This window comes from Alkalinema pantanalense CENA528 (assembly GCF_050753345.1).
Classification (GTDB): Bacteria; Cyanobacteriota; Cyanobacteriia; order Leptolyngbyales; family Leptolyngbyaceae; genus Alkalinema; species Alkalinema pantanalense.
In genome coordinates, this window is record NZ_JBLZFX010000012.1 from 63,747 (window position 1) to 87,689 (window position 23,943).

At 49.8% G+C, this 23,943-nt stretch carries 20 protein-coding genes; 3 read left to right on the forward strand and 17 right to left on the reverse strand.

Going from position 1 to position 23,943, the window contains the following annotated elements:
• Positions 1-5: 5 nt before the first annotated feature.
• The 13 genes from ACN4EG_RS06340 to ACN4EG_RS06400 form a co-directional block, all read right to left on the reverse strand.
• On the reverse strand, positions 6-671 hold the full coding sequence (locus tag ACN4EG_RS06340; protein WP_431628465.1) for a class I SAM-dependent methyltransferase family protein: 666 nt from the start codon (positions 669-671) through the stop codon (positions 6-8).
• A gap of 116 nt (positions 672-787) precedes the next feature.
• Positions 788-3,217 (reverse strand): sulfatase-like hydrolase/transferase, encoded by a 2,430-nt coding sequence (locus tag ACN4EG_RS06345; protein WP_431628466.1) that lies wholly within the window; start codon positions 3,215-3,217, stop codon positions 788-790.
• A 90-nt stretch (positions 3,218-3,307) separates the two neighbouring features.
• Positions 3,308-4,354 (reverse strand): formylglycine-generating enzyme family protein, encoded by a 1,047-nt coding sequence (locus tag ACN4EG_RS06350; RefSeq protein WP_431628467.1) that lies wholly within the window; start codon positions 4,352-4,354, stop codon positions 3,308-3,310.
• Between the two features lie 94 nt (positions 4,355-4,448).
• Complete coding sequence (locus ACN4EG_RS06355; protein WP_431628468.1) at positions 4,449-5,102, reverse strand: GNAT family N-acetyltransferase; 654 nt, start codon at positions 5,100-5,102, stop codon at positions 4,449-4,451.
• A 9-nt stretch (positions 5,103-5,111) separates the two neighbouring features.
• Positions 5,112-5,459, reverse strand: coding sequence for a 4Fe-4S binding protein (locus tag ACN4EG_RS06360; protein WP_431628469.1), 348 nt, complete (start codon positions 5,457-5,459; stop codon positions 5,112-5,114).
• On the reverse strand, positions 5,456-7,180 hold the full coding sequence (locus tag ACN4EG_RS06365; protein ID WP_431628471.1) for an FAD-dependent oxidoreductase: 1,725 nt from the start codon (positions 7,178-7,180) through the stop codon (positions 5,456-5,458). Before ACN4EG_RS06365 ends, ACN4EG_RS06360 begins: the two co-directional genes overlap by 4 nt.
• Before the next feature lie 221 nt (positions 7,181-7,401).
• The gene (locus ACN4EG_RS06370; protein ID WP_431628473.1) at positions 7,402-8,244 is read right to left on the reverse strand and encodes an ABC transporter ATP-binding protein; all 843 of its coding nucleotides are present in this window, start codon (positions 8,242-8,244) and stop codon (positions 7,402-7,404) included.
• 44 nt (positions 8,245-8,288) lie between these two features.
• A complete protein-coding gene (locus ACN4EG_RS06375) occupies positions 8,289-9,359 on the reverse strand; it encodes a taurine ABC transporter substrate-binding protein (RefSeq protein WP_431628474.1) in 1,071 nt (356 codons plus the stop codon).
• Positions 9,360-9,390: 31 nt separating this feature from the next.
• On the reverse strand, positions 9,391-10,221 hold the full coding sequence (locus tag ACN4EG_RS06380; protein ID WP_431628475.1) for an ABC transporter permease: 831 nt from the start codon (positions 10,219-10,221) through the stop codon (positions 9,391-9,393).
• A gap of 2 nt (positions 10,222-10,223) precedes the next feature.
• Positions 10,224-11,663, reverse strand: a complete 1,440-nt coding sequence (locus ACN4EG_RS06385) for an amidase (protein WP_431628476.1) — start codon at positions 11,661-11,663, stop codon at positions 10,224-10,226.
• Between the two features lie 41 nt (positions 11,664-11,704).
• Positions 11,705-12,877, reverse strand: a complete 1,173-nt coding sequence (locus ACN4EG_RS06390) for a hypothetical protein (protein ID WP_431628477.1) — start codon at positions 12,875-12,877, stop codon at positions 11,705-11,707.
• A gap of 122 nt (positions 12,878-12,999) precedes the next feature.
• Entirely contained in the window at positions 13,000-14,028 is a 1,029-nt protein-coding gene (locus tag ACN4EG_RS06395) for an aliphatic sulfonate ABC transporter substrate-binding protein (RefSeq protein WP_431628478.1), read from the reverse strand.
• A 300-nt stretch (positions 14,029-14,328) separates the two neighbouring features.
• Positions 14,329-15,141, reverse strand: coding sequence for an SDR family oxidoreductase (locus ACN4EG_RS06400; RefSeq protein ID WP_431628479.1), 813 nt, complete (start codon positions 15,139-15,141; stop codon positions 14,329-14,331).
• Between the two features lie 273 nt (positions 15,142-15,414).
• Here ACN4EG_RS06400 and ACN4EG_RS06405 point away from each other — a divergent pair, with 273 nt between their 5' ends.
• The 3 genes from ACN4EG_RS06405 (at position 15,415) to ACN4EG_RS06415 (ending at position 19,138) form a co-directional block, all read left to right on the forward strand.
• Complete coding sequence (locus ACN4EG_RS06405; RefSeq protein ID WP_431628480.1) at positions 15,415-15,765, forward strand: hypothetical protein; 351 nt, start codon at positions 15,415-15,417, stop codon at positions 15,763-15,765.
• 601 nt (positions 15,766-16,366) lie between these two features.
• On the forward strand, positions 16,367-16,510 hold the full coding sequence (locus ACN4EG_RS06410) for a hypothetical protein (RefSeq protein WP_431628482.1): 144 nt from the start codon (positions 16,367-16,369) through the stop codon (positions 16,508-16,510).
• 744 nt (positions 16,511-17,254) lie between these two features.
• On the forward strand, positions 17,255-19,138 hold the full coding sequence (locus tag ACN4EG_RS06415) for an iron uptake porin (protein ID WP_431628484.1): 1,884 nt from the start codon (positions 17,255-17,257) through the stop codon (positions 19,136-19,138).
• A 312-nt stretch (positions 19,139-19,450) separates the two neighbouring features.
• On the opposite strand, the gene ACN4EG_RS06420 is transcribed toward ACN4EG_RS06415, so the two are convergent.
• The 4 genes from ACN4EG_RS06420 to ACN4EG_RS06435 form a co-directional block, all read right to left on the reverse strand.
• Positions 19,451-21,319 (reverse strand): ABC transporter ATP-binding protein, encoded by a 1,869-nt coding sequence (locus ACN4EG_RS06420; RefSeq protein WP_431628486.1) that lies wholly within the window; start codon positions 21,317-21,319, stop codon positions 19,451-19,453.
• 12 nt (positions 21,320-21,331) lie between these two features.
• Positions 21,332-22,003 carry an HAD family hydrolase gene (locus ACN4EG_RS06425; protein WP_431628488.1) on the reverse strand — a complete coding sequence of 224 codons (672 nt, stop codon included), beginning with the start codon at positions 22,001-22,003 and terminating at the stop codon, positions 21,332-21,334.
• Entirely contained in the window at positions 22,004-23,002 is a 999-nt protein-coding gene (locus tag ACN4EG_RS06430; RefSeq protein WP_431628490.1) for an aldo/keto reductase, read from the reverse strand.
• Positions 23,003-23,071: 69 nt separating this feature from the next.
• A complete protein-coding gene (locus tag ACN4EG_RS06435) occupies positions 23,072-23,938 on the reverse strand; it encodes an ABC transporter permease (RefSeq protein ID WP_431628492.1) in 867 nt (288 codons plus the stop codon).
• Between the last annotated feature and the right edge of the window lie 5 nt (positions 23,939-23,943).

The following is a 23,943-nucleotide window of genomic DNA, read 5'->3' on the forward strand; positions in this document are numbered from 1 at the left end:
GGTTTTCAGGTAGGAGCAACCGCCCGATCGGGACTGCCAGAAAAAACAAAGAGGTGCTGATTGGCCGGTAGGGGGGCAGGTGTCCCTAAATAGCGATGCAACCCAACACCCATATCTCCGGTGGCGGTTAACTGGAAGTCTACTTCTTCAAACTGAGCCCCTTGGAAGGTCTGCCGCACAAGGTCAGAATAGGCAATGCCATCCCGATGGCCCCTCGTCCAAGCGACTAATGCGCCCGTTTTTGCCAAGAATTTTAGGTTGCCAATAAGTTGCTGTAGGGCCGCTTCATCCGCCAAGTTGCCAAAAATTCCGCAGACGAGCACGATATCCGCAGGAACCGCCCCTGCGTAGTTATCCGAGAGGGTTGCATCGCCCTGCAGGAGCTCAATTTGGCTGGCTAACCCGGCTTGCTCGATCGCGGCTTGACCCTGTTCCACCAATTGTGGATTGAGTTCAACTAATCGGGCGGAAACATCGGCGCGGCGGGGATGGTTGAGCAATGCGCCCCGTAAATCGCGCCCGTCCCCCGCACAGGCACTCACAATCTGAATTCGGCCAGGGGGTTGGGCATCGAGCGATCGGGTAATATACCCCTGCACAATTTCAAGGCGTTGTTGGAGCCGTTCCTCGCTCTGATAGAGATCATGCCATTCAAACCAATCCTTAGGCATCTTTATTTCTCCTGCGTAATCGTTGTGAAGTTGATGTTGTGAAGTGGGCTCGTTGCATTGTGATCGAGCTAAAAAAGTAATCGGTCTGAAAAACTGACTAGCAGTTTTTTGCAAACTTACGCCTGTTTGAGATCAAGGGTGACTTTCTGTAAGTTGCCGGTGAAGGCGAAGGGCACCTTGTAGTTCTCAATGACTGGAGTTCCCAGATCCCGACCAATATCAAAGGTTTCATCTAAGCCCCAACGGTAGGCAACGGTTTGGGGAATGCGTCCTTCTCCGACCTGCTGGCCGTTGATAAATAATTTGCCAATGCCGCCTGCTCCGGGCTTGCCACCATCGGACTGGAACTCAAATTTCAATTGAGTTGTTCCTTCGCTAACTTTTTCCGAGGCTCGGATTAAGGTGCGATCGTTACCCAGGAAGTTGTACGCAAAGGTGGGTTTACCGTCGTCTAAGAAGAAGCTCCATCCCGCAAACCGTCCCCCCTGGGAGACTAATACGCCTTCTGCATCATCATCCTGAAGCTGCACATCAGCGGTAATGCTGAAGGATTTGTTTTTAATGTCCGGTGCGCTGGCTTCGGGGACGCCTTCGGTTCCGGGATAGTAGACAAAATGGGTTCGTCCCTGAACTAGGCTGGGTCTGGTGCTGACATCAAACCGCTTGAGCAGACGATCGTCTAGCGGCAAGACCTGGTGCTTCTGGGCCTCGGTCAGAAATAGTTTTTGCAATTGCTGCAATTTGGTTGGATTTTGCGCGGCTAGATTGTTGGCTTCACTGAAGTCTTCAGCAATGTTGTAGAGCTCCCAGGTATCTTGATCAAAGGTGGTTTTGGAAACAGCTTCCCAAGGCAACCGACCATGGCGGGCCGCAGCCACCCAGCCCCGATCGTAGATCGCCCGATTACCAAACATTTCAAAGTATTGGGTAGTGCGGTGGGAGGGTTCCTCCGGATGGTCAAAGGTATACACCAAGCTGGTGCCTTCGATCGGTTGTTGTTCCACACCATTCACCACCGTGGGAGCCGTAACTCCAGCGGCTTCCAAAATCGTGGGGGCAATATCAATCACATGGTGAAATTGCGTCCGCAGCCCGCCCCGATCCTGAATCCGATCACCCCAGGCAATAATAAGGGGATCGCGGGTGCCGCCAAAGTGGGAGGCAATTTGTTTAGTCCATTGGAAGGGGGTATTGACGGCCCAGGCCCAAGCCGCATGGAAGTGATTAAAGGTTTTGGGGCTGCCTAAATCATCCAAGGCCGCTAGCACCTGTTGGCGATCTTCAGGCACCCCGTTAAACACCTTCAATTCGTTAACGCTCCCGGTTAAGCCTCCTTCTGCACTGGCTCCGTTATCCCCAGCAATGTAGATCACAAGGGTGTTATCTAATTCACCTAACTGATCGATCGCATGAATCACCCGTCCCACCTGCGCATCGGTATGGGCCGTAAATCCAGAAAAGACTTCCGCCTGGTGGGCAAACAGCTTTTGGTCTTCCTTGGAGAGGGAATCCCAGGCGGGCAGTTCGGCGGGGCGCGGCGTTAATTGCGCATTGGCAGGAATGACCCCTAGCTGTTTCTGGCGGGCAAAGGTTTCCTCGCGCAATTTATCCCAACCCTGATCAAATTTGCCTTTGTACCGTTCAATCCACTCCTTGGGGGCATGGTGGGGGGCGTGGGTTGCGCCCGTGGCGAAGTAGGCAAAGAAGGGTTTATCTGGGGCGATCGATTGCTGGGTCTGAATCCAATTAATCGCGTGATCCGCGAGGTCACGGGTGAGGTGATAGTTGGGATCGTTGAGGGGAGCTTGAATATGCTTGGTATTTTCAACAAGAGCGGGACTCCACTGGTTCGTATCACCGCCTAAAAAGCCATAGAAGTAATCAAAGCCTAGATGGGTCGGCCAGCGATCGAAGGGGCCAGCGGCACTGGTTTCATAATCCGGGGTGTTATGCCATTTGCCAAAGGCGGCAGTGCTATAGCCGTTTTGTTGGAGCACTTCCGCCACCGTCGCGGCACTCCTCGGCAAAATGCTGTTATAGCCGGGATAGCCGGAGGCAATTTCCTGGACGACCCCAGTGCCGACGGAATGGTGATTGCGCCCGGTGAGTAGAGCGGCTCGGGTCGGGGAGCAAAGGGCGGTGACGTGGAATTGGTTGTAGCGCAATCCTCGATCGGCGAGGGCGGTCAGTTCTGGAGTGGCGATCGGGCCCCCAAAGGTGCTGGTTTGCCCAAAGCCTTCGTCATCCAGCAGCACGAGCAAAACGTTGGGGGCCTTGGCCGGGGCGGTGATGGGTTTGGGAAAGTCCGGTTGGGAGTCTTTGTAGGTTAGGCCAATTTTGCCTTGGAACGGTGGCTCAGGAATTGGGAGGACTTTGGAGGTCGCGGCCCAAGCAGGTAACGGCAGAAAGCTCGTGAGGCTCAGCAACACGATCGTCAAAAATTTTGTGATGCGTCCCAGGAGCGATCGTAATTGCAGCAGGGTTAGTAACCGCAAGCGAGGCAGGTGCTGGGGATGGAACCCTCGAATGAAACGAACTGTTTTCATAGGTTGTATTTCCTGATGTCGAACTGAATGTCGAACTGGATGTTGAATTAACAGTTGAACTAACGGTTGAGTTAACGGTTGAACTAGATATCAACTTTCCAGTTCGATCGTGGGGAAAGAGCCCGAGGGAAGATTTTTGACCAAGCGAAATCCAATGTGGGTGGTACCAGTGTCGGGGGATTCGGATTCCCGCGCCGCTGGACGAAACCGACTGCAATAATTCACAGCACAGAGGTAAGAGCCTCCTTTGATGACGTGGAGAGCCCCATCCCTGGGTTTATTGGGATCAAAACTCTGGGAGGCGTTGGGGCCGGTGGGATTGTGTTGATGGGCGTGACTGGCGTGACCCGTGTGGTACCAATCCGCCGTCCATTCCCACACATTTCCGGTCATGTCATACAGTCCATAGCCGTTCGCAGGAAAAGAGCCAACGGGGGCCGTACCGCCGTAGCCATCGGCTTGGGTATTCAAGATAGGAAACAACCCTTGCCAAGTATTGGCTTTATCGGCAGCATACTGGTTGCCCCAACTGTAGGTTGCACCGTCTAAGCCGCCCCTCGCAGCGAATTCCCATTGGGCTTCCGTGGGTAGGGATTTTCCGGCCCACTGGGCATAGGCAACTGCATCTTCGTAGGCGATATGAACGACGGGATGGTTCTCTTTACCCACGATCGTGCTGTCTGGGCCAGAGGGATGTCGCCAGTTCGCACCAACTGTCCAATACCACCAACTCAGGAGGGGCACTGACTTTGCATCGGCGGCGGGGGCACGAAACACCAAGGAACCGGGCGATCGTTGATCCTCTGGCAAGTCAGGAAACTGCGCTGGGGAGAGGGGCCGTTCTGCGACGGTCATGTATCCCGTTGCTTGGACAAATTCCGCAAATTGGGCATTGGTGACTTCGGTTTGATCAATACAAAAGTTATCCAGGGTGACCTGATCCGCCGATCGTTCCTCTGGAAAACGCGGGTCATCTGAACCCATTTGAAAGCTTCCCCCTGCAATCCATTGCATGCCCACCGGACAAAGGGGAGCCGCCCAGACTGTGGGACTGAACCACAGTGCCCCCAGCCATAGCATCACGATCGTGAGTAGACAAGGCAGCCATTGTTTTCTGCTGAGGGGGGGGATCGTCATGATCAGAGTGTGCACGAGAGCCAATTCAAAAAAGGAATTCAGGGGGAAATATCAGGAACAGAGAAGACAAGAGAGCGTATTCAAGGGAAGAAACTCAAGGTTGCCAATGGTATTTCACATTGGGTTGACCATTAAATGCATTCACGGAAAACTGCCCTGGTTTAAACCCATGGCGCTCATAGAATTTGCGGGCTTTGAGATTAATCTGCAAGGTGTCCAGCGTGAGTCCTTGGGGACAGAGTTGTTTGGCCTGATTGAGCAAAGCAGAACCAATGCCCCGATCGTGATAACGAGAATCCACAAATAGTTGATCCACAAATTGCGTTTCCAGTACAACGGCAACAAAGCCAACAATGCGATCGGGTCGATCGTTGTCTGCCTGCTGAGGGATGCCGATCCTTTGATGATTACTCTGATCAGCAATTGGATCACCCGTTAGATTGCTAATCTGATTGCCAATGGGATTCCCCACTGAATCGTTAATTAGATCATTGGCTGGCTCTGCGATCGCTGCTACCCAGATAACAGCTTGGGCCAGAAGCTCCTGCTGAAATTTGGTTTGCCAACCGGCGTAGGACTGGGGATGTTGTAGATCGGGGAAGGTTTGATGCCAGGTACGATGCCAAAGATCGACAACAGCTGGGGCATCCTGGGGTTGGTAGGGACGAAGGATGATTTTCTGGGACGGGAATTCCGAGTCAGGCACCCCATGGTGAGCAGAGATCGTATGCATGGGAATCGTATGCATGGGAGTGGATTACGCCTGACTTTGGTAGGGACGGGGCAATTGCCGAAGTTTATGCGCTGCGTCTTGGTCGCTATTATTCTTTCTGCCGTAGCCCCACCCCAAGATACGGCGATATTCTCCGAGGATGTCGCGATCGATGAGTGCGGCTTCATCCACGGGAACCTGCGTGTGGGATTGGGGGGCCACGTAGAGAGCATCCGCTGGACAGTAGGCTTCACACATAAAGCAGGTTTGACAATCCGCTTGGCGTGCAATCACGGGCGGTTGGTCAGGGACTGCATCAAAAACATTGGTTGGACACACCTGAACGCAAACATTACAACTAATGCAACGTTGATGGCTGACTAGCTCAATCATAGGGCTCCTCCTGCAGCAACGGTGAGTTCAGACGGATTGCTCGATGGATTAACAGTTGCAATGGCGGTGGGATTGGACGCTGTGATGGAATTGGCGATCGTCTCACTTCGATCGCCAATCCAGTCGCGCCTCACCCAGAGCTGATCTAGACCTCCCAATGCTTGGTAATACCGTTGTTGGGGATCGGTGTTGGGATAATCGACGCGCAGATGTTCCCCGCGAGTTTCGGTCCGATGGAGCGCACTAAAGCAGCCCCAGCGGGCCACGGCAGTGAGGGCAGCAGCACGGCGCGAAAATTCCACATCCCGCACGGTATCTTGTTTGGGGGTTCCCTGAACCTGTTGCCAGAGGCTGTCCAATTGGGCTAAGGAATGAACCAAACCCGCCTCAGACCGGAAGTAATTTTTTTCTAAAGGAAAGACTTCCGCTTGGACGCCTTGGACGATCGCTGCACTATCAAAGGGTTCCCGATCTAAAGCCCCTGGATTGCGTTGGGTCGATCGTAATCCAGCCTGTCCTGCGGGAGAAACCTTCCGGGTATGGCTTTGATCCCCCAGACTTTTGGCAAAGGCTGCGGCCCCCGCTCCTGCCCATTGCCCCGTGGAAATGGCCCAAGCCGCATTAGGCCCCCCACCCCCCGAGGTCAGCCCCGCCAAAAATTCTCGGGAGGCTGCATCCCCTGCCGCGTACAAACCGGGAACCGTCGTAGCGCAGTCATCAGCCACCAGCCGAATGCCCCCCGTCCCTCGCACAGTTCCCTCCAGCAGCAGGGTCACGGGTACCCGTTCTGTGTAGGGATCAATCTCTGCTTTTTTGTAGGGCAAAAAGGCAATAAAGTGGGATTTTTCAATGACCGCTTTGACTTCAGGGGTGGCTCGATCCAACTGGGCATAGACCGGCCCTTGGAGCAGGGCTCTAGGCAAAAAAGTCGGATCCCGACGCCCATTGATGTAGCCGCCCAAATCGTTGCCTGCTTCATCGGTAAAGGTGGCCCAACCAAAGGGTACTCCGCGCGTCACCGTGGCATTAAAGGCCGTCGAAATTGCATAGTGATTGGAGGACTCCATACTGGACAGTTCGCCCCCGACCTCTGCCGCCATCAAGAGACCGTCGCCCGTATTGGTATTGCAACCCAAGGCTTTACTTAAAAAAGCACAGCCCCCATTGGCTAACACCACGGCCCCAGCTCGAACGGTATAGGCCCGATTGTGTTGTCGCTGGATACCCCGCGCCCCTGCCACGGCCCCATCTTCGGCTAGCAAAAGCTCCAAGGCTGGGCTTTGATCGAAAATTTGTACCCCAATCCGCAGTAAGGTTTTGCGCAGAATACGCATATATTCAGGGCCGTAATAACTCTGGCGCACCGATTCCCCATTTTCCTTGGGAAAGCGATACCCCCAGGCTTCTACAAGGGGCAAACTGAGCCAGGTTTTTTCAATGACACGCTCAATCCAGCGGCGATCGGCGAGATCTTTGCCCAAACGATAACGTTCCTGGCTGACTCGTTCCCAATGCTCTGGACTGGGAGCCATAATACCGTTGCCACTGGCGGCGGCAGCTCCACTGGTACCTAAAAAGCCCTTATCCACTACAATCACCTTCGCACCTTGGGTTGCCGCAGACCAAGCCGCCCAGGCAGCAGCAGGGCCTCCCCCAATGACTAGGACATCAGCAGTGAGTTGCAATTCTGTTTCAGAATGAATCGACACGTTAGTAGACACGGACATAATTCCCTTATTACAAAGAAGCGCCAAACAATGGAAAGGGAAATGTCAGCAGAGTCAAATAGATTAATTCTATCTTTCCTATTCCATTGCAATTCACAAAATCAGATGAGTGTTAGAACAGCAACGTGCTAGAGGGGAAAAGCCTAACAATTCCTCAATATTATAGAAATGCTATCTGATTGAGCGAGTCGTCTGTAATACAAATTTTATGGATCTCATATTATTCGTGTGTCTAACGATTCTATTTGATCACTTCGAATACTATTAACCAGTAGTTCTCGCATTTCGACAAAATCTTGGGAAACCCGGAGAATCGAGGCGGACTCATCGAGTGATCGCTGGGCAAATGGATTCGCAATTTCCTTGACAATCCGACCAGGACGAGCGTGCATCACGAGAATCCGGGTTGATAGGAGCAATGCCTCCTCTACATCGTGGGTGATAAAAAAGATAGTTTTCTGGGTTTTTTGCCAAATCCCCCGCAGGTGGGTTTGCATCGCCTCACGGGTGAGGGCATCTAATGCCCCAAAGGGTTCATCCATCAGGATGATTTGGGGCTCGGCGGCTAAGGTACGGGCGATCGCGGCTCGTTGCTGCATACCGCCAGACAGTTGATAGGGCAACAAATGGGCTGCATGGGCCAGATCGACCATGTCCAGTACTGCCGAGGCCCGCTGTTTGCGTTCTAGTTTGGCAACCCCTTTCATGTGCAGGCCGAATTCAACATTGCGGGCGATCGATAACCAAGGAAACAAATTAGGTCGCTGAAAGACGACGCCAACATCGGCATTGGGTGCTGTATGGGGTTTGCCTGCCACCAAGATGGAGCCTTGAGTTGGTTTTTGGTAGGCTGCCAGCACTCGCAGCAAAGTGGTTTTGCCACAACCAGAGGAACCGAGAACACAGACAAAATCACCAGTGGACAACGCCAGGTTAATATTCTTCAAAACTTCGTGGCGCTCATTGCCATCACTAAAACTAACGCCAATGTTGACGAGCTGGGCAACACTCGGAGCAAGTTTTGCGGATGTAACTGGAATATTACTTTGGACTGTCATCTTCCAGGTTCCTCAATGCGAGAAGGGTGAGACATGAGAGGCGGCTATTGCTTGGCATAAATTGCCTGTTGATAGGCGACTAAATCCGGAGCAGCATTGATTTTTTTCTGAGTTACGGCGAAATCAGCAGAACTCTTGAGAATTTTGGCGAAATCCCCAGGCTGGCTGGCTGAACCCAAATATTTGGCATCCTTTTGTTCCGTTGAATCGAGCCAAATTACGCCGTTGGTTCCGGCTTCTGTTTCCGCTGGAGTGATGTTAATTTCCTTGGCTAGGGCCGCGATCGCAGTTTTCGGATCGGTGCGATAGATTTTGACTGCTTCATCAAGGAGGGTGATATATTTTTTCACGACATCTGGATATTTCTCGGCAAACTCCTTGCGCACCACTCCGACATCCGCAGTAATAATCCCTTTCTTGGCAACCTCAGCGGAGGTCGTGATAATTTGGCCGCCGTCTTTTTTGAGTTTGCCAAGATTCGGTTCCCAAACATAGCTTGCGTCAATGTCACCCCTTTGCCATGCGGCCACAATATCTGGCGGTTGTAGATCGAGGATGTTCACATCCTTCTGATCAATTTTTTCCTGTAGTAACAGGGATTCCAGGGAGAAGTGAGCGGTTGAGCCAAAGGGGGTTGCAACTTTCTTGCCTTTGAGATCTGCGATCGCTCCTATGCCATTTTTGCCAATCAATGCCTCTGCTGAGCCAATAATGTCATGAATAAAGTAAACCTGATAGGCCAAGCCCTGGGCAATGCCCACACTCGCTGGCACTGATCCGACTAAACCAAAGTCAATGCCATTGGCGGCGATCGCGGTATTCACATCGCGTCCAGAATCAAAACTTGTGTACTGAACTTGGGAATTTGGAAAGGCTTTTGCGGCTAGTCCCAGGGCTTTCACTAAGAGCTCCCCATTCGGGATGACTTGGTAACCAATCCGAATCTTATCTGGCACGGAGCCACCGGAGCTAGTTGCTTTGGAATTATTGCCACTAGCTGTAGGTGCATTATCTGAACTCGATCGACCCGCTTGCTCACTAGCGCAACTGGATACAATGAGGGGTACGGTGGCACCCACCAACCCAAGCAACAAATTTCGACGTTTTATATTCATAATCACTCACTCCTCAACTAAAGCCTATCAACTACGCATCACGACCAATCCAGGGAAGCTGACTTTTCTCGATCCAGCGGATTACCATATCGATCAAGATCGCAATCACTCCCATGGTGATAATGCCAACAAAAATTACATCACTTCGGAGAAATTTACTCGCATCTAATACCATCCAACCGATTCCGGAAACGGCAGCAACCATTTCCGCTGCCACTAGGGTGGAATAGGCAACGCCGATCGCGGTTCGTAACCCCGTAAAAATTTCTGGCAGACAGGAGGGAAAGATGACATAGGCAAATAGCTGCCAGCCCGATGCTCCCAGCGATCGTGCGCCATTAATGCGATCGTCTGATATTCGTTGGACTCCAGATACAACAGCGAGAAATAATGGTGCAAACGCCGCAAGAAACAAGAGGGCAATCTTTGAGGGATTTTCAATGCCCAGCCAAATGACCAGCAAGGTGTAATAGGCTAGTGGTGGTAAGGGACGGTAAAATTCAACCAGGGGATCAAGGGCAGCTCGTACGGATTTGGAGAAACCACAGGCCATTCCCAAGGGAATCGCGGTCACGATCGCGAGTGCTAGGGCGGCAAATAGCCGATACATGCTTTGGAAAATGTGATAACCCAGCGAATTGCCTTTGTAGCCCTCACTCAAAATGCTCAGAAAAGCTGACCACACGGCGATCGGTGAGGGTAAGAATAGCGGACTAACCCACTTGAAGGATGTCGCGATTGTCCACAACACTAAAACCACCAGAACCGAGGTCAGGGAAATCAAGCGTTCTGAAGTCCAGAATCGCCGATTCCCCTGAATCCGATCAACCGCGTTATCGATTGGATTTGTCCTTAGGTTCATGACTATCGTAGTGTTGGGGTTTGAAATGGCTGCACTGTTTCGTAAGCCTTGGCTGCCTGTAGCACTAAAGCGTCGTTATATTTAGCACTGATAATTTGCAAACCAACGGGTAGACCAGCTTTTGTAAACCCGATCGGCACCGATGCAGCGGGTTGTTGGGTCAAGTTAAACGGATAGGTAAAGGGTGTCCAGTGCAACCCTTGGGGATACAAATCAGACTGTGGCCCGCCTTGTCCCACGGGAAAGGCGACGATCGGTAAGGTCGGCGTGAGCAATAAATCATACTTCTGATGAAATAGGCTGAGCTGTCGTCCGAGTGCTTCCCTGGCATCTAGAGCCTGTTGATATTCGGCCAGCGTAATCGCTTCCCCGGCGGCGGCTGAAGCCTGTAGGCCATCCTCAACCAGCGCCCGTTGTTCCACGGTCAACGATCGCAGTAGCTTTGCCGCCCCCGTAATCCAGAAAGTCCGAAAAATAGGGTAGGGATTCTCAAATCCTGGATCAACTTGCTCGACGATCGCCCCTAAGTCCGCAAATACCTTAACCGCTTCTTCCACCAGTGCCGCGACCTCCGGCTCCACTGCGGCATAACCTAAGTTTGGACTATAGGCAATTCGTAACCCTTTCACACCTCGCCCTAAGTCTTGACAATAGTCTTGGCCAGATTCCGGGAGTGCATACCAGTCTCGGGGATCGGGATGGGCGATCGCACTGAATCCCAGGGCCGCATCTGCCACCCGCCGTGTAATGACCCCAATGTGAAACAGTGTTCCCGTATGGGCCGAAGGATAGCCCGCAACGCGCCCAAAGGTCGGTTTGAACCCAAAAACCCCTGTAAATGCGGCAGGTTGACGAGTCGAGCCACCACCATCGGTACTGATGTGCAGCATTCCTAGGTTTAAGGCCGCTGCAACCGCCGCCCCGCCACTGCTGCCACCGGGAGTGAGTTCTAGGTTCCAAGGATTGCGCGTAATTCCGCTCAAGGGTGATTCCGTCACCCCTTTCCAGCCAAATTCTGAAGTGGTGGTTTTGCCCAAAAAAATTGCGCCCTGCGATCGCAACTGAGCGACGGCTGGTGCATCTTCCTGCCAGGATTGCTGGAGGGAAATTGCCCGACTCCCTCGCAGGGTTGGCCACCCTGTTGTCAACAGCAAATCCTTAACCGTTGTGGGAATACCATCCACTAACCCCAAGGGCTCACCGCGCTGCCAACGGGCTTCTGAAGCCCTTGCTGCGGTTAATGCACGGGCTTCATCGACTAGAACAAAGGCATTCACTGAGCTATTTGTGAGTCTAATCTGGCGGAGTACCGCTTGCGTCACTTCAACTGGGGAGAGCGATCGATTTCTATAATGATGTAGTAAATCAATCACACTGAGATCCTTGATATCAGTTGACGTAGAAGATGAGCTTTTTTGAGGCACCGCAGCCTGAAGATTCATAGGTATAGCCAGATATGGAATGAACGCGAAAATGCGAGAGCCTAGGAGGGCTGCTTTTGCCAGGTAATGATCACCACACCATCCCCTGTTTTTGAGGGTAATAAACTAAGAAACAGGGGTGTATTGCCGGATTTTTCAATGCGATAAAGTTTGCCCCCACCAAAATCTGGCAAATCAATTACCGTATAGCCATTACTCTTTAGCTGTTCACCAAAGAATTCGCTCATCATGTTGTCAGTATAGCCAGTGCCCAAACTGATATTGACCACTTCTGGTTTGGGTACAGCGGCACCCGCCGCAAAGCCCTTGTCCTTGGAGGGGGCATAGGCTAACGCAGGCTGCACCAAATTGGTCGGGTCAGCTTTTTCCACCGCTAAACCATTCAATAGCGCTGCCACTTCTGGCGGGACTTCCACGGCTTTCCGTAGGTCATCCAATGTGCGGGGTGCATCCGATAGCACGATCGCCTGCCCATTCTCTGTTTGCAAAATGCTCAAAAACTGTGTTTCTCCCTTGCGTGACACTTGAAAGACTTGGCGCAATGGATCGTGTTCCGCTAGCTTGATCTCATATTGTTTTGCGGGTAATTCCTTCGTGTAGTAATTAGCGATTTGTGTCAGGGAATCGTTTGTTTGGAGGCAGGCGGCTAATCCAAAACAATTCGGCTTTGCTCCAGGATAATTAGGGAAGTCGTCCCAGGAGGAAGTTGATTCATCCCCAGATGCAGGACTTGTGGGTGCGGCTTCTTTAGGCGTAGCCTCTGGTTGAAGCTTGGGAGGCTCTTCCGGCTGGGGTTGGGGCTTTGGTTCGAGTTTCGGGATGGGGGGAATGGCCGTAGGGCTTGGAACAACTGGCTTTGGAGCGGGTGGCTGAACAACAGATTTCACCATCTTTGAAGGTGGTTTGGTGCTTTTCAGCTTCGGTATTTTGGTAATTCTAATTTGCTTTTCCTTGACTTCAGCCTTGGGGGGTGACTTCGGCTCATATTTGGTGGGAACAAATAACAAAACACTATGGAGCGCAAACGACACTAGAAATGCTAGCCATACCCATTTAGAAGCAGGACTCGTTCTGCTCGTAGTGAGGCAGAATTTCGGTGCAAAATCATCCGAGACCGTTGGTTCCGGCACGATCGTCAAAGATTTGGCAGCTGGGCGATCAATCACTGCCACATTGCTGTCTAAAACTGCCGATTCGGACTGATTCGGGTGCATAGAATTTCCTGCCTAAATCATCGATTAATTACCCAACAACGACCAATAGAGGAGGATATTGCCTCCTTTCTCTACCCCAGTAGGCACACATGGATATGTCACTGATTGACTCAAGTACATATTTACTTTTGGCTGATATTAGCCGGTGTAATTTCAGCGTATTGCTCCGGAGTGAGTAAGGCCTCACTAATATTGACCTGCTTAGGAATCACACCATTCTTAAAGAAGTAATCAGCGACGCGTTGCTGTTCTTTGATCAGATCTGGGCTAATGGCTCTCCGTCCAAAGGTGCGTCGATCTACAATGCGTTTGGCCACATCCAAATCCACTTTTTGAGCTTCAGCATAAATTTTGATGAACTCATCTCGATTCCGATCGGCCCACTGATCAACATTCTCAATTTCTTGGACGATATGCTTCAAGAGACCAATATTTTCCTGGGCCCAAGGTTTGTATGCAACGTAATAGCCACCTGGAGACTGAATCCCAACTGAATCCCGGATCACTCGAATTTTGTTGAATTTCTCAGCGATCGCATAATGGGGATCCCCCGTCACCCAAACTCCAATCTTACCGGCCAAGAAAGCTCCCCGAGCTTCCACATTCGACAAGCTCTTAATATTAATGTCTTTAATGCCCAAGCCAGCCTCTTCTAAAGCACGGAGAATCAGATAATGGGAGGCAGAGGCTGCTTGGAACACGACATCCTTGCCTTTGATATCCCTCACCGACCTAATCGGTGAATCCGGTGGCACAGCAATTACACTCCCTTTTCCTGTTTCCGGTGTGGTTTTTGCACCGACAATATAAACGATCGGTCCACCAGATGCTTGGGTAAAAATGGGAGGCGTTTCACCCACTGAGCCAATGTCAATCCTGCCGATTTTCAGGGCCTCCATCAGTTGAGGCCCTTGGGCAAACTGCGACCACTCTACTTTCACGCCTAGGGGTTCTAGCTTCTTTTCTAGCGCACGGGAAATCTTGAGAATATCACCCGAGGTCTGAAATCCAACTCGCAGCACATTTGCTTTAAAGTTCTTGGAACCCCCTTGAGCTAGCCCCTTCGATGCCAATACTGTGGAAAACCCGATCGCGCCTGGCAGAATGAGATGATTAAACTTACGCCGGGAGATGTTCAATTGGGAACCCATGATTCATGCCTCACAATAAAAAATGGCTGATGAACTAGCAATTAACTTGAACTTAATAGAGCAAAAACAAGTCAAGAGAAGCTAGAAAAAAGTAACTGCGGACAAAAATCTGATCAGTCAAAAATGAGTCAAAATGCCGCATGTATTGATTCAAAAATCTCACTCCATCTCTTTGCTAAGAGATATTTTTAAAAGCACGTTATTGCCGAGATTTGCAGTTTTATTATCGTGCTTTCTGGAGATTGTCTCAGTATATTCAGCAGCAATAATTTCGTACTTTAAATACAATTTGACTCAGTCTTAAACTCCCGGTGTTGCCCCGCCATCCACTAAAATCTCTGAGCCAGTAATTGAAGCTGCTAAATCTGACACGAGAAATAAAACTAGGTTGGCAATTTCTTCAGGAGGAACAATGCGTCCCAGGGGAATGCTATGAAGAATCTCAGCTTTGTATTGTTCCACCGAAATTCCTAAGGATTGGGAGGTTTGCTCGGCTAAATGTTCTGCCCGTTCCGTTGCGGTGAGTCCTGGGGAAATGGCATTAATGCGAATGTTGTACTGTGCCAATTCCTTAGAAATGCCGCGAGTAAAATTCAGTAAGGCTGCATTGGTGGTGCCACCGGGAAGAAAATTAGCCCGAGGCGTCCGTCCAGCGCCGCCCACAATGTTAATAATTTGTCCACTTCGTTGCTGAATCAAGCCGGGAACGATCGACCTTACGAGCCGAATATACCCCAGCAATTTCAGATCCCACGCCTCGATGAAAGCCTCATCTCCCAGGTCTAAGAAGGATCCAGCCCGAGCGGATCCCGCGTTATTGACCAAAATATCAATGGGCCCAAAGTGTGAGAGGGTCTGACTGACAATCTTTTCGATTCCTTCTGCTTGGCTAACGTCGGCTGAGATAGCAAGCACGTCCCCAACCGTCTGGCTAGCGGAGGTTGGCGAAAGTTCACGAATGCTGTTCACTGCTTGTTCTAACCGTTCTGGGTTCCGTGCAGCGATCGCGACCTTGACCCCTTCGCGGTAGAGTGCCTTTGCGGTTGCTAAGCCAATTCCTGCACTACCACCTGTGACAATTGCAGTTTTACCATTTAACCCAAATTCCACCATTAGCCTTGACCACCTTCAGAATATTCTTGGAAAGATTGTTGAAAAGATTGTGAGCAAGGGTTATCAGGAGATCTCGCCCCCTGGAAATGACTAGGGAAATCTCCATAAACTACTGCGGATATTGAGAAATTAAAAATTTCCCAAAAAACCCTGGAACCCTACTAAATTCCCTAAATTTAGGGATGAAAAATTAGGAAAAATTGTTGAAACTAGTAGTAGGGATCTGGCACGTTCCTAAAACTGTTTCAACAATTCAAAACTGAGAGAACCGAAATGAAACTGTTAACCTCTACAACTCTGTCGGCTGCTTTGTTGTTGGCGATCGTTCCGACGGCCTTGGCTGCTGGAGAACCCTCACCTGTAACGAGCCAAATAACCCCTCCCGTCACCCTGGTTCAACTAGCGCAACAAGGCTACCTGACTCAGCAAGGGATTCCCTCCAATGGAGATTTGGTTTACGCAGTACAAACCGGTCGAATTACTCCTGAGACCCTGGTGCAAGCAGGAATTCAAGCAGGACAAGTTCCATCGGATACGTTACAAAATGAAGCCTATCTGAACGTTGTTCGAGAACAGCTCCGCGACTTGATCTCTATGACCTTGAGCAGAAATATTGCCCCCTAGGGAGAATGCTCATTGTATAAAGATCAAAGTCTAAAGACCCGGTAACGTGACCCATTTAACGTCACCTAATTCAATCTACGTCAGCGCGTGATGGATAGCGCTAAGGTAGATTCATACAAAGCTTTGAGTGAGTGAATCTAAAGGATTGACTCACTTTTTTTTGAGTGGTCTGACAAGTAGCGGTAGATTCGGGTAAGTTTACACGATGCAAGTTGATACGAGGCTTGTACGATCGCCTATCCGGTGCAGGGACAAAATGAACAATGTACAAACCGTATAGCAGTCCAGGCTAACAGTCCAGACTGTATAATCCAAGGCCATAATCTATCGAGATCCTGCCAGACAACTAGTACAGAGATTTAGTACAAGAGTTTAGTACAAAGACTGAGTACAGAAAGTCCAGCACAGAACGCCTAGCGCAAAAGAAAACCACGATGGAATCCACGGTTTATCTATCGGATTAGTAGACTTAGGATAATGTCTCACACATTACTTGGGAAGACAAGCCTTGCCGTTAACATAAAACTTGTATTTTAAATCACATTATTTGACTGCGGAGTCCGTTGTCTGGAGTACTTTTCCTCCTGGTTGGTTGCTGTTTTTGGCAGCATCTTTCGGCGGAGTTTTAGGTGATGAGTGGCTGAAGGGAAAAGGATCTGGGGCGTTTATTCCTCTGTGGTCGATCGAGTCCAGCGCTGATTTACCGATCGTGACCACAGATGTCAAGTTCAAAGATCACTTTTAGACTGAATTTTTTCTCAAAAATTGTTGTTTTTGGTGGCTAATTGTCAATTGTTATCAAATTAAATCTTTCTTCGCGATTAATCTTGCCTTTTTCAAGACCCTATGCAACGATAAACTCTACAGTTACCTCGGTAACCCTATCGGTTTAGTGTAGATTTGTCCTATCCCAGTTCAGCCCCGATCGCCCTGTGCATTGGGCGAATAACTGACCCGTCATTTGAATCCATCGTTAGGCCGCTGAGAATCTGTAGGGTACGGCAGACTGGCAGGCTAATGGATGGTAATGGGTAAATGACACCCAGTAGATAGTAATCAGCAGGTAATCAGTAGGCAGTAATCAGTAGATAGCAATATTGAGATGACAATTTGTAGATGGTAGGTAGTTTGTCTCGTAGACGGCAATTCGTAGACGGTAATTCAATGGCCATTTAGTAATGATATCAACTTGCTATTAAATGGCGATCCATTGCGATCTATAGGGTATTGCGATCTATCGATATTGTGCTCTACATCAGACTAGACAATCTTCAAAATTGCAAGATGAACTTTTGAAAAATTGCAAGGATTGAAATGTGACCCCTGTGAAGGTGATTGTCCGGAGAAGTCATTGGAAGTCACTTAAAACTTTTGAAGTCACTTAAAACTGCTTACAGTCGCTGGAACAGTTGCTGAAAATTGCTAGCTCTTACTTTAAAAGCTAGTTGGATATCCTTTTGTATGTGAATCCGTGTTGTGAGGCATCGTAATGAATCTTCAGTCGTTCGTTCGTCATCGTTCACCCTTTCCTTTAAAAAAAGTTCGCCCAGGGCATGGCATGACCACTTCCCTTGGGTTGAGCCTACTGATCACAACACTGTCAACAATTTTGTCAACGGCACTGTCAGTTGTGGTGTCTGACTCCGTTGCGATCGCCTCAGACAAGATCGCCTCAGATAAGATCGCCTCAGACAAGCCAGAGTCAGCCCTTCCTTCCTTAGTCCCCCACTCCGGTCAAGCTCCCCAGGCATCGGGATCTCTGAAATCTGACTCATCTAGAATCTCCCCACCCCAGTCTCAGCAGTCCCTACTATCTGCCCTCACCAATGCAGACTCGATCGGAGGGCCAGGAGATGGGGCCTTGGGCAATGAGAACTTGGGACAAGTCACGTCTGTTTCTCAATTATCAGATGTCAAACCAACGGATTGGGCATTTCAGGCACTACAGTCCTTGGTCGAGCGTTATGGGGTGATTGCTGGATACCCCGATAGAACCTACCGAGGCAATCGAGCCCTTACGCGCTATGAGTTTGCCGCTGGACTAAATGCAACCTTGGATCGCATTAATGAATTGCTATCAGCAACAACTAAGGATTTGGTGCGGAAGGAAGACTTGGTAACTTTACAGAAGTTGCAGGAAGAATTTGCAGCGGAACTGAGTACTTTGCGAGGCCGAATTGATAAGCTTGAAGCAAAGACAGCAACCTTAGAAAAGCAACAATTTAGCACAACAACGAAGCTCCGTGGGAGTGCAACTTTTCTGATTGGGGATACCTTTGGCGATCGGGCAAACAATACACCTGCCAAGGATACTGAAGATCAAACCAATACCTTCACTGCCTATGATGTTCGCCTAGATTTGCAGACTAGCTTTACGGGTAAAGATTTGCTGACTACAGGTTTTCGAGCAACGAATGTCCCTGAACCGAGGCTAGCAAATCTCACCGGAACCCAAATGACACGATCGAGTTTCGATGGTTCGGGATCCTTTGGGGATAATGCGTTTTATTTAGCGCGACTGTATTATCGATTTCCGGTTGGGGATAAGTTGACGGTTTGGGTGGGCCCGCGTGCACTGCAACCAGCGGTTTCCGTGCCAACGCTCAATCCCTTGGTTGGGGGGGCGAATGGAGCGACCTCCCGCTTTGCGATTTTCAACCATACGGTTTATCGACCGGGCTTTGATGGGGTGGGCGCAGCTTTAGCCTATCAGCTCAATCCCCAGCTACGCTTGAATTTTTCCTACATTGCTGACGGCACCCAAGCCAATTTACCAGAACAGGGTCGTGGGTTATTTGGTAGTAATAATTTGATCCTTGGCCAAATCACCTATTCCCCATCTAAAGCTTTGGACGTTGCCTTTACCTATAGCCGCAAGTACTTTGGTTCCAACACCGGGTTTAACCTGACCGGGGGCACTGGTAGCACCTTTGCGAGAAACCCCTTTGAGCAAAATGCAACGGTTTCAGACAACTTTGGTCTGCAATTCAATTGGCGTACCAGTCCTACTTTTCAGTTAGGAGGGTGGTTTGGCTATACCCAAGCCCATCAGGTGAAGGGTGCGAGCAATGATGCCACGATCGTACATGGAGCCGTCTTTCTAGCGTTTCCTGATCTGTTTGCTAAGGGGAACTTGGGTGGATTCATTATTGGGGTTCCGCCCAAGGTCACTAGCAATGAATACCGGCCCCGAGCAGGTGCAGCTAGACGCCAAGATGTGGATACCTCTCTGCATTTAGAGGCGTTCTACACCTTCCGGGTCACCAATGGAGTGACGGTGACTCCCAGCGTATACGTGATCACCAATCCAGAGCATAATGCTGCCAATGATGCCATTTGGGTAGGAGCGCTCCGCACAAACTTCTCCTTCTAATGGGTATCTAGCAGATCGTTTGATTTCTCCCTTCTAGTGTTCGCCCCTTCAGCCCCCACGTCTCGGAATGAGTTCTTTGAATGAATCTGAGGCGGACGGGCATCGGAAGGGGCATTTTTGGCTGTGTTGAATGATGGCATGAATTCTGTCCTGATTCCCTTGCCCCCTTCTCCTAACCTCCTAACCCTGGGAGAAGAAGACCTAGAAGGCTTGCGCCCTCTCCCAATTTGGGAGAGGGTTGGGGGAGGGCAACGATTGTCTCCCGTCGAAGCTTACGTTGTACGGATTCTCGCCAAATCCTCTGCGAACTGATTACCGGATGGAGATAATTGCTTTCTGGGTATCTTCTTCAGGCAAGAACCCGCCGGCTTGCATAATCCATAGGCGATGGTAAGCTCCTCCGAGGGCTAATAATTGGGCATGGGTTCCATCTTCAATGATTTGGCCTTGGTCAAACACGAGAATCCGATCGAGATGGGCGATCGTAGATAGCCGATGGGCTACGACAATCACCGTTTTATTGGCCATGGCTAAATCCAGCGTCTCTTGAATGGCTTTTTCCGTAATCGAATCTAAACTCGAAGTCGCTTCATCCAAAATCAGGATGGGAGCATCTTTGAGAATCACCCGTGCGATCGCAATGCGTTGCCGCTGTCCACCGGATAATTTAACACCCCGTTCCCCCACCAAGGAATCGTATCCCTCTGGCATCGGCACAATAAAATCATGGGCATGGGCTTTCCGCGTTGCCTCGATTACCTCTGCTTCCGTTGCATCCAGGCGTCCGTAGCGAATGTTTTCCCACAGTGTGCGGTGGAATAAGGAGGGATCTTGAGGAATAAGGCTAATCTGGGCATGGAGTGCATCCTGGGACATGTCGCGGATATCAACCCCATCAATTAAAATTTGACCTGAGCGGGGATCAAATAATCGCAAAATCAGGTTAACAAAACTGGATTTGCCGGAACCCGAAAAGCCTACCAAGCCAACGCGCTGACCGGGTTGGATTGTAACAGATAGGTTTTTAAAGACCAGTTTTTCAGGGGAGTAACTGAAATGAACTTGACGAAACTCAATGCGCCCTTGGGTGATGGAATGGTCGATCGCAGCCTCTCGATCGATAATTTCGTGGGGTTGGATAATCGTACCGACCCCATTACTGACGTTACCCACATGTTCAAAAAATTCGAGAAAGCGTTTACTTAAGTTCCGGGCCTCACTAATTAGGAGTAGCGAGAGACTGGTTGCCACCACAAAATCCGCCGCCACAATTTTCCCCTGACTCCATAGCGAGAGTGAATAATACACTGTCCCAACTTTGAGAATGGCAGCGGAAATGAACTGAAACCAACGAATTCGCTCGGAATACCAATTGGATTTTCTGACCTCCTTCAATTCACGCCGTAATTGTTCGTTTAAATAACGTCGTTCAAACCCAAGGCGGGCGAATAACTTCGTGTTCATCAAGTTGGTGACAGCATCCACAATGATACCAGTGGTATCACTCCGGGCAGCAGCGGCTTTGCGGGCAAAGATCCGGCAGCGCATGGCCAACCAAAAGGAAATGGTGATAAACAAAACGGCCCAAGTGCCTACAAACGCTGCGAGGGGGGGATAGGCTCGGTATAGTAAGGTCGTTGAAACGATGTACCCAATGATGACTGGCATAAACTCAGAAATCAGCATCTGTAGCGTCTGGGTGACGCCGAGGGACGTTTCACTAATGCGATGGGCTAAGGCTCCTGCAAAACTGCTACTCAAATAGCGGTGGGAATGGTGCTGCAAGTAAGCATAGAGCGATCGCACAATATGTTGACGATGAATAGGATGGCGGATCGTCTGCAATAGGCCCGCAGAACGTCCAAAAACAACTTCCCCAAGACTCAAACTAATAAACAACAGTAAAGGTTGGCTCAGTCCCTCAACAAGCAGTTTGCTATCCCCGGTGGATTTTGTAACGCTACGGATAATTTCGCCGATCGCGTAGGGCAACATAATGCTGCAAACCGTATGGAAAATCTCCAATGTAACGATCGCTGCATACCAACCTCGAAATTGTTTGACAAAATAATAGATAAATCCAAAGGTTGTATTGGGTAAGGGTTGGACACCCTCTGCCCGTTGGTAAGATGCTACAGCACGAGGCTGACGGTTAAGCAATTGACGATCGTGGCGTATCAAGGTAGATTCTCCCTAGTTATTGTCAAACTGTTGCAGAATGGCAGGAATCTCATGCAGATGGTCAATGGTGGCATCAGCGGTTGGCGTTTCCAGCCAGTAGGAATTCCGCTTCCAAATTGTCTTCATCCCAACCCCTTTTGCCCCCTCAATATCTGCTTTTGGATGATCCCCAATGAAGACACTGTTGTGGGCAGTGGTTCTTAATCGATCTAAGGCTCGCAAAAAAATCTCAGGCTCCGGTTTTCTGACTTGTTCAACTTCCGAAATGAGGATGGTATCAAAGTAATCTCGAATTCCCAACCCATCGATCGAACGGTTCTGAACATGCCCTAATCCATTTGTCACAATCCCTAACAAGTACCCTTGTTGTCTAAACTGGTGCAACGTTTCGACAAGAAAGGGAAACGGAATACAATGCCACTGAAACTGAGTTTCGTAATCCTCCCGCAAGGCTTTCCAACGAATCGTCTCAATGGCAAATTCCGCAACCAGCGTTTGATAAACCTGATCTTTCCCAACTCGACCATGACAATCTAGCTCAACAAATCGAGTCACATAATCCGTTTTGGAGACGTGATTGAAAGAGCGAGATAGTCGATCGTACTGGGCTGCAATGAACTGCTGAATCGATGTATTGCGATCGAGCAATGTATCATCCAAATCAAACAGAATTGATTTCACCATTTACCGCACAGCATCTCCTCGACGGTATTCAGCGGTAATGTCATCTAATTTTTGTTTCAGGCTGGCATCCAGTTTGACTTCGATCGCTTTCAAACTATCGGTCAATTGCTCTGGACGACTTGCCCCAATAATCGGAGCCGTGATAATCGGGTTCGCTAAGACCCAAGCCAGGGAAAGCGTCGTCAACGACAATCCCGCCGCATCTGCAACCGTTCGGAGTTCTTCTACGGTATTAAACTCTCGATCGTGCCAATAACGGTCTTGATAGCGTTCCGCTGCCGCACCGAGCGTAAATCGAGTTCCTGGTGTCGGTTCACCGGCTCGATTATGCTTCCCTGTCAGAAGCCCACCTGCTAATGGATTGTAGGGAATCACGCCCAATCCTTCTTCTTCAGCCAGTGGTAACAACTCTCGCTCAATTTCACGAAATAGCAAATTATAACGAGGCTGAATCGAAACAAATCGTGTCAGATTGCGAACCTCTGCCCGACCCAACGCCCGACTCAACCGATAGGCCAGAAAGTTAGAAACGCCGATATAGCGAGCCTTTCCTGACCGAACGATCGTATCTAATGCTTCCAGAGTTTCATCCAGAGGCGTTGACGCATCATCCGAGTGGAGTTGGTACAGATCAACATAATCCGTGTTCAAGCGATGCAGAGAAGCGTCGATCGCATCCAGAAGGTGTTTGCGGGAAGCCCCCTGATCCCAAGGAGCGGTTCCCACTCGACCAACGGCTTTCGTCGCCAGAATAAACTGATCCCGTTTGCCCTGGAGCCAACGTCCCACAATTTCCTCTGTCCGTCCAATCGTCTCCAGTCCACCTCCTAATGGGTAAACATCAGCCGTATCGAGGAAGTTAATTCCCGCTTCCGCAGCCGTATCTAGAATTTTTCTCGATGTGTCTTCATCGGTTTGTAAGCCAAAAGTCATCGTCCCAAGGACAAGACGAGAAACTGTTAATCCGGTTTGACCGAGTTTTGTGGTTGGTAAAGTCATAGTGTTCAATTGTGCATTGATTGTGAATAGTATTTTGTATTTCCCACACCATAATCGTTAGCATAAATTTTATGGCTGATGCTGTGTCGGTTTCCACCGTAGCAAGTAGGATTCCAGACGTTGCAACGATCCATCCAGAAAGATCCCGATCGCGGCTAAAAAGATCAAAACTGCCCAAGCTCGATCGACATTCAGAACCCCCTGCGCCGACATCAACAAAAAGCCCAAGCCCTGATTGGAGCCGATGTATTCCGCCACCAGTGCACCCACCAGTGCCATACCCAAACTCGTCCGAATTCCTGCAATCACCCAAATCACAACCGAAGGGAGAATCACCATCCGTAGGATTTGCCATTGACTCGCGCCCATTACCCAAAACGCATCGACTAATTCTGCTTGAATATTCTGTAACCCTTGATAGGTTGTAAAGAAAATGGGAAAAAAAGCGGCGAGTGCGGCTAACAAAACCTTAGAGGTTAAACCGATGCCAAACCAGATGATGAAAAAGGGCGCTAAGGCAATCCGGGGAATCGAGTTCAAAACTTGAATGTAGGGCAGCGCAATCTGAGAAGCAACCCGCGAATAAGATAAGGCAATTCCCACCGTTACCCCCGCCACGATCGCAAGAAGCAATCCCCCGATCGCTTCCTGCACCGTGATCCAAATGTGGAGAAAAATGCTCCCACTGGCAATTAGTTGAATAAATGCCTGTCCAATTTCGCTCGGTTTCCCTAGCAATCCTGGCTCGATGAGTTGAAATTGCTTACCCCAACTACCGCTCAATCCTTCCCATACCAATAAGATAATCAGCAATGGAGCGAATTGCACCAACAAACGGCGCACCACTCGCACCAAAGATGGCGATCGTTTGGCTGGGGGATTCAAAGAATTGGGCGATCGAAGGGGTTGTTCAATCACGAGTTTGCTGCTACTCACCAATA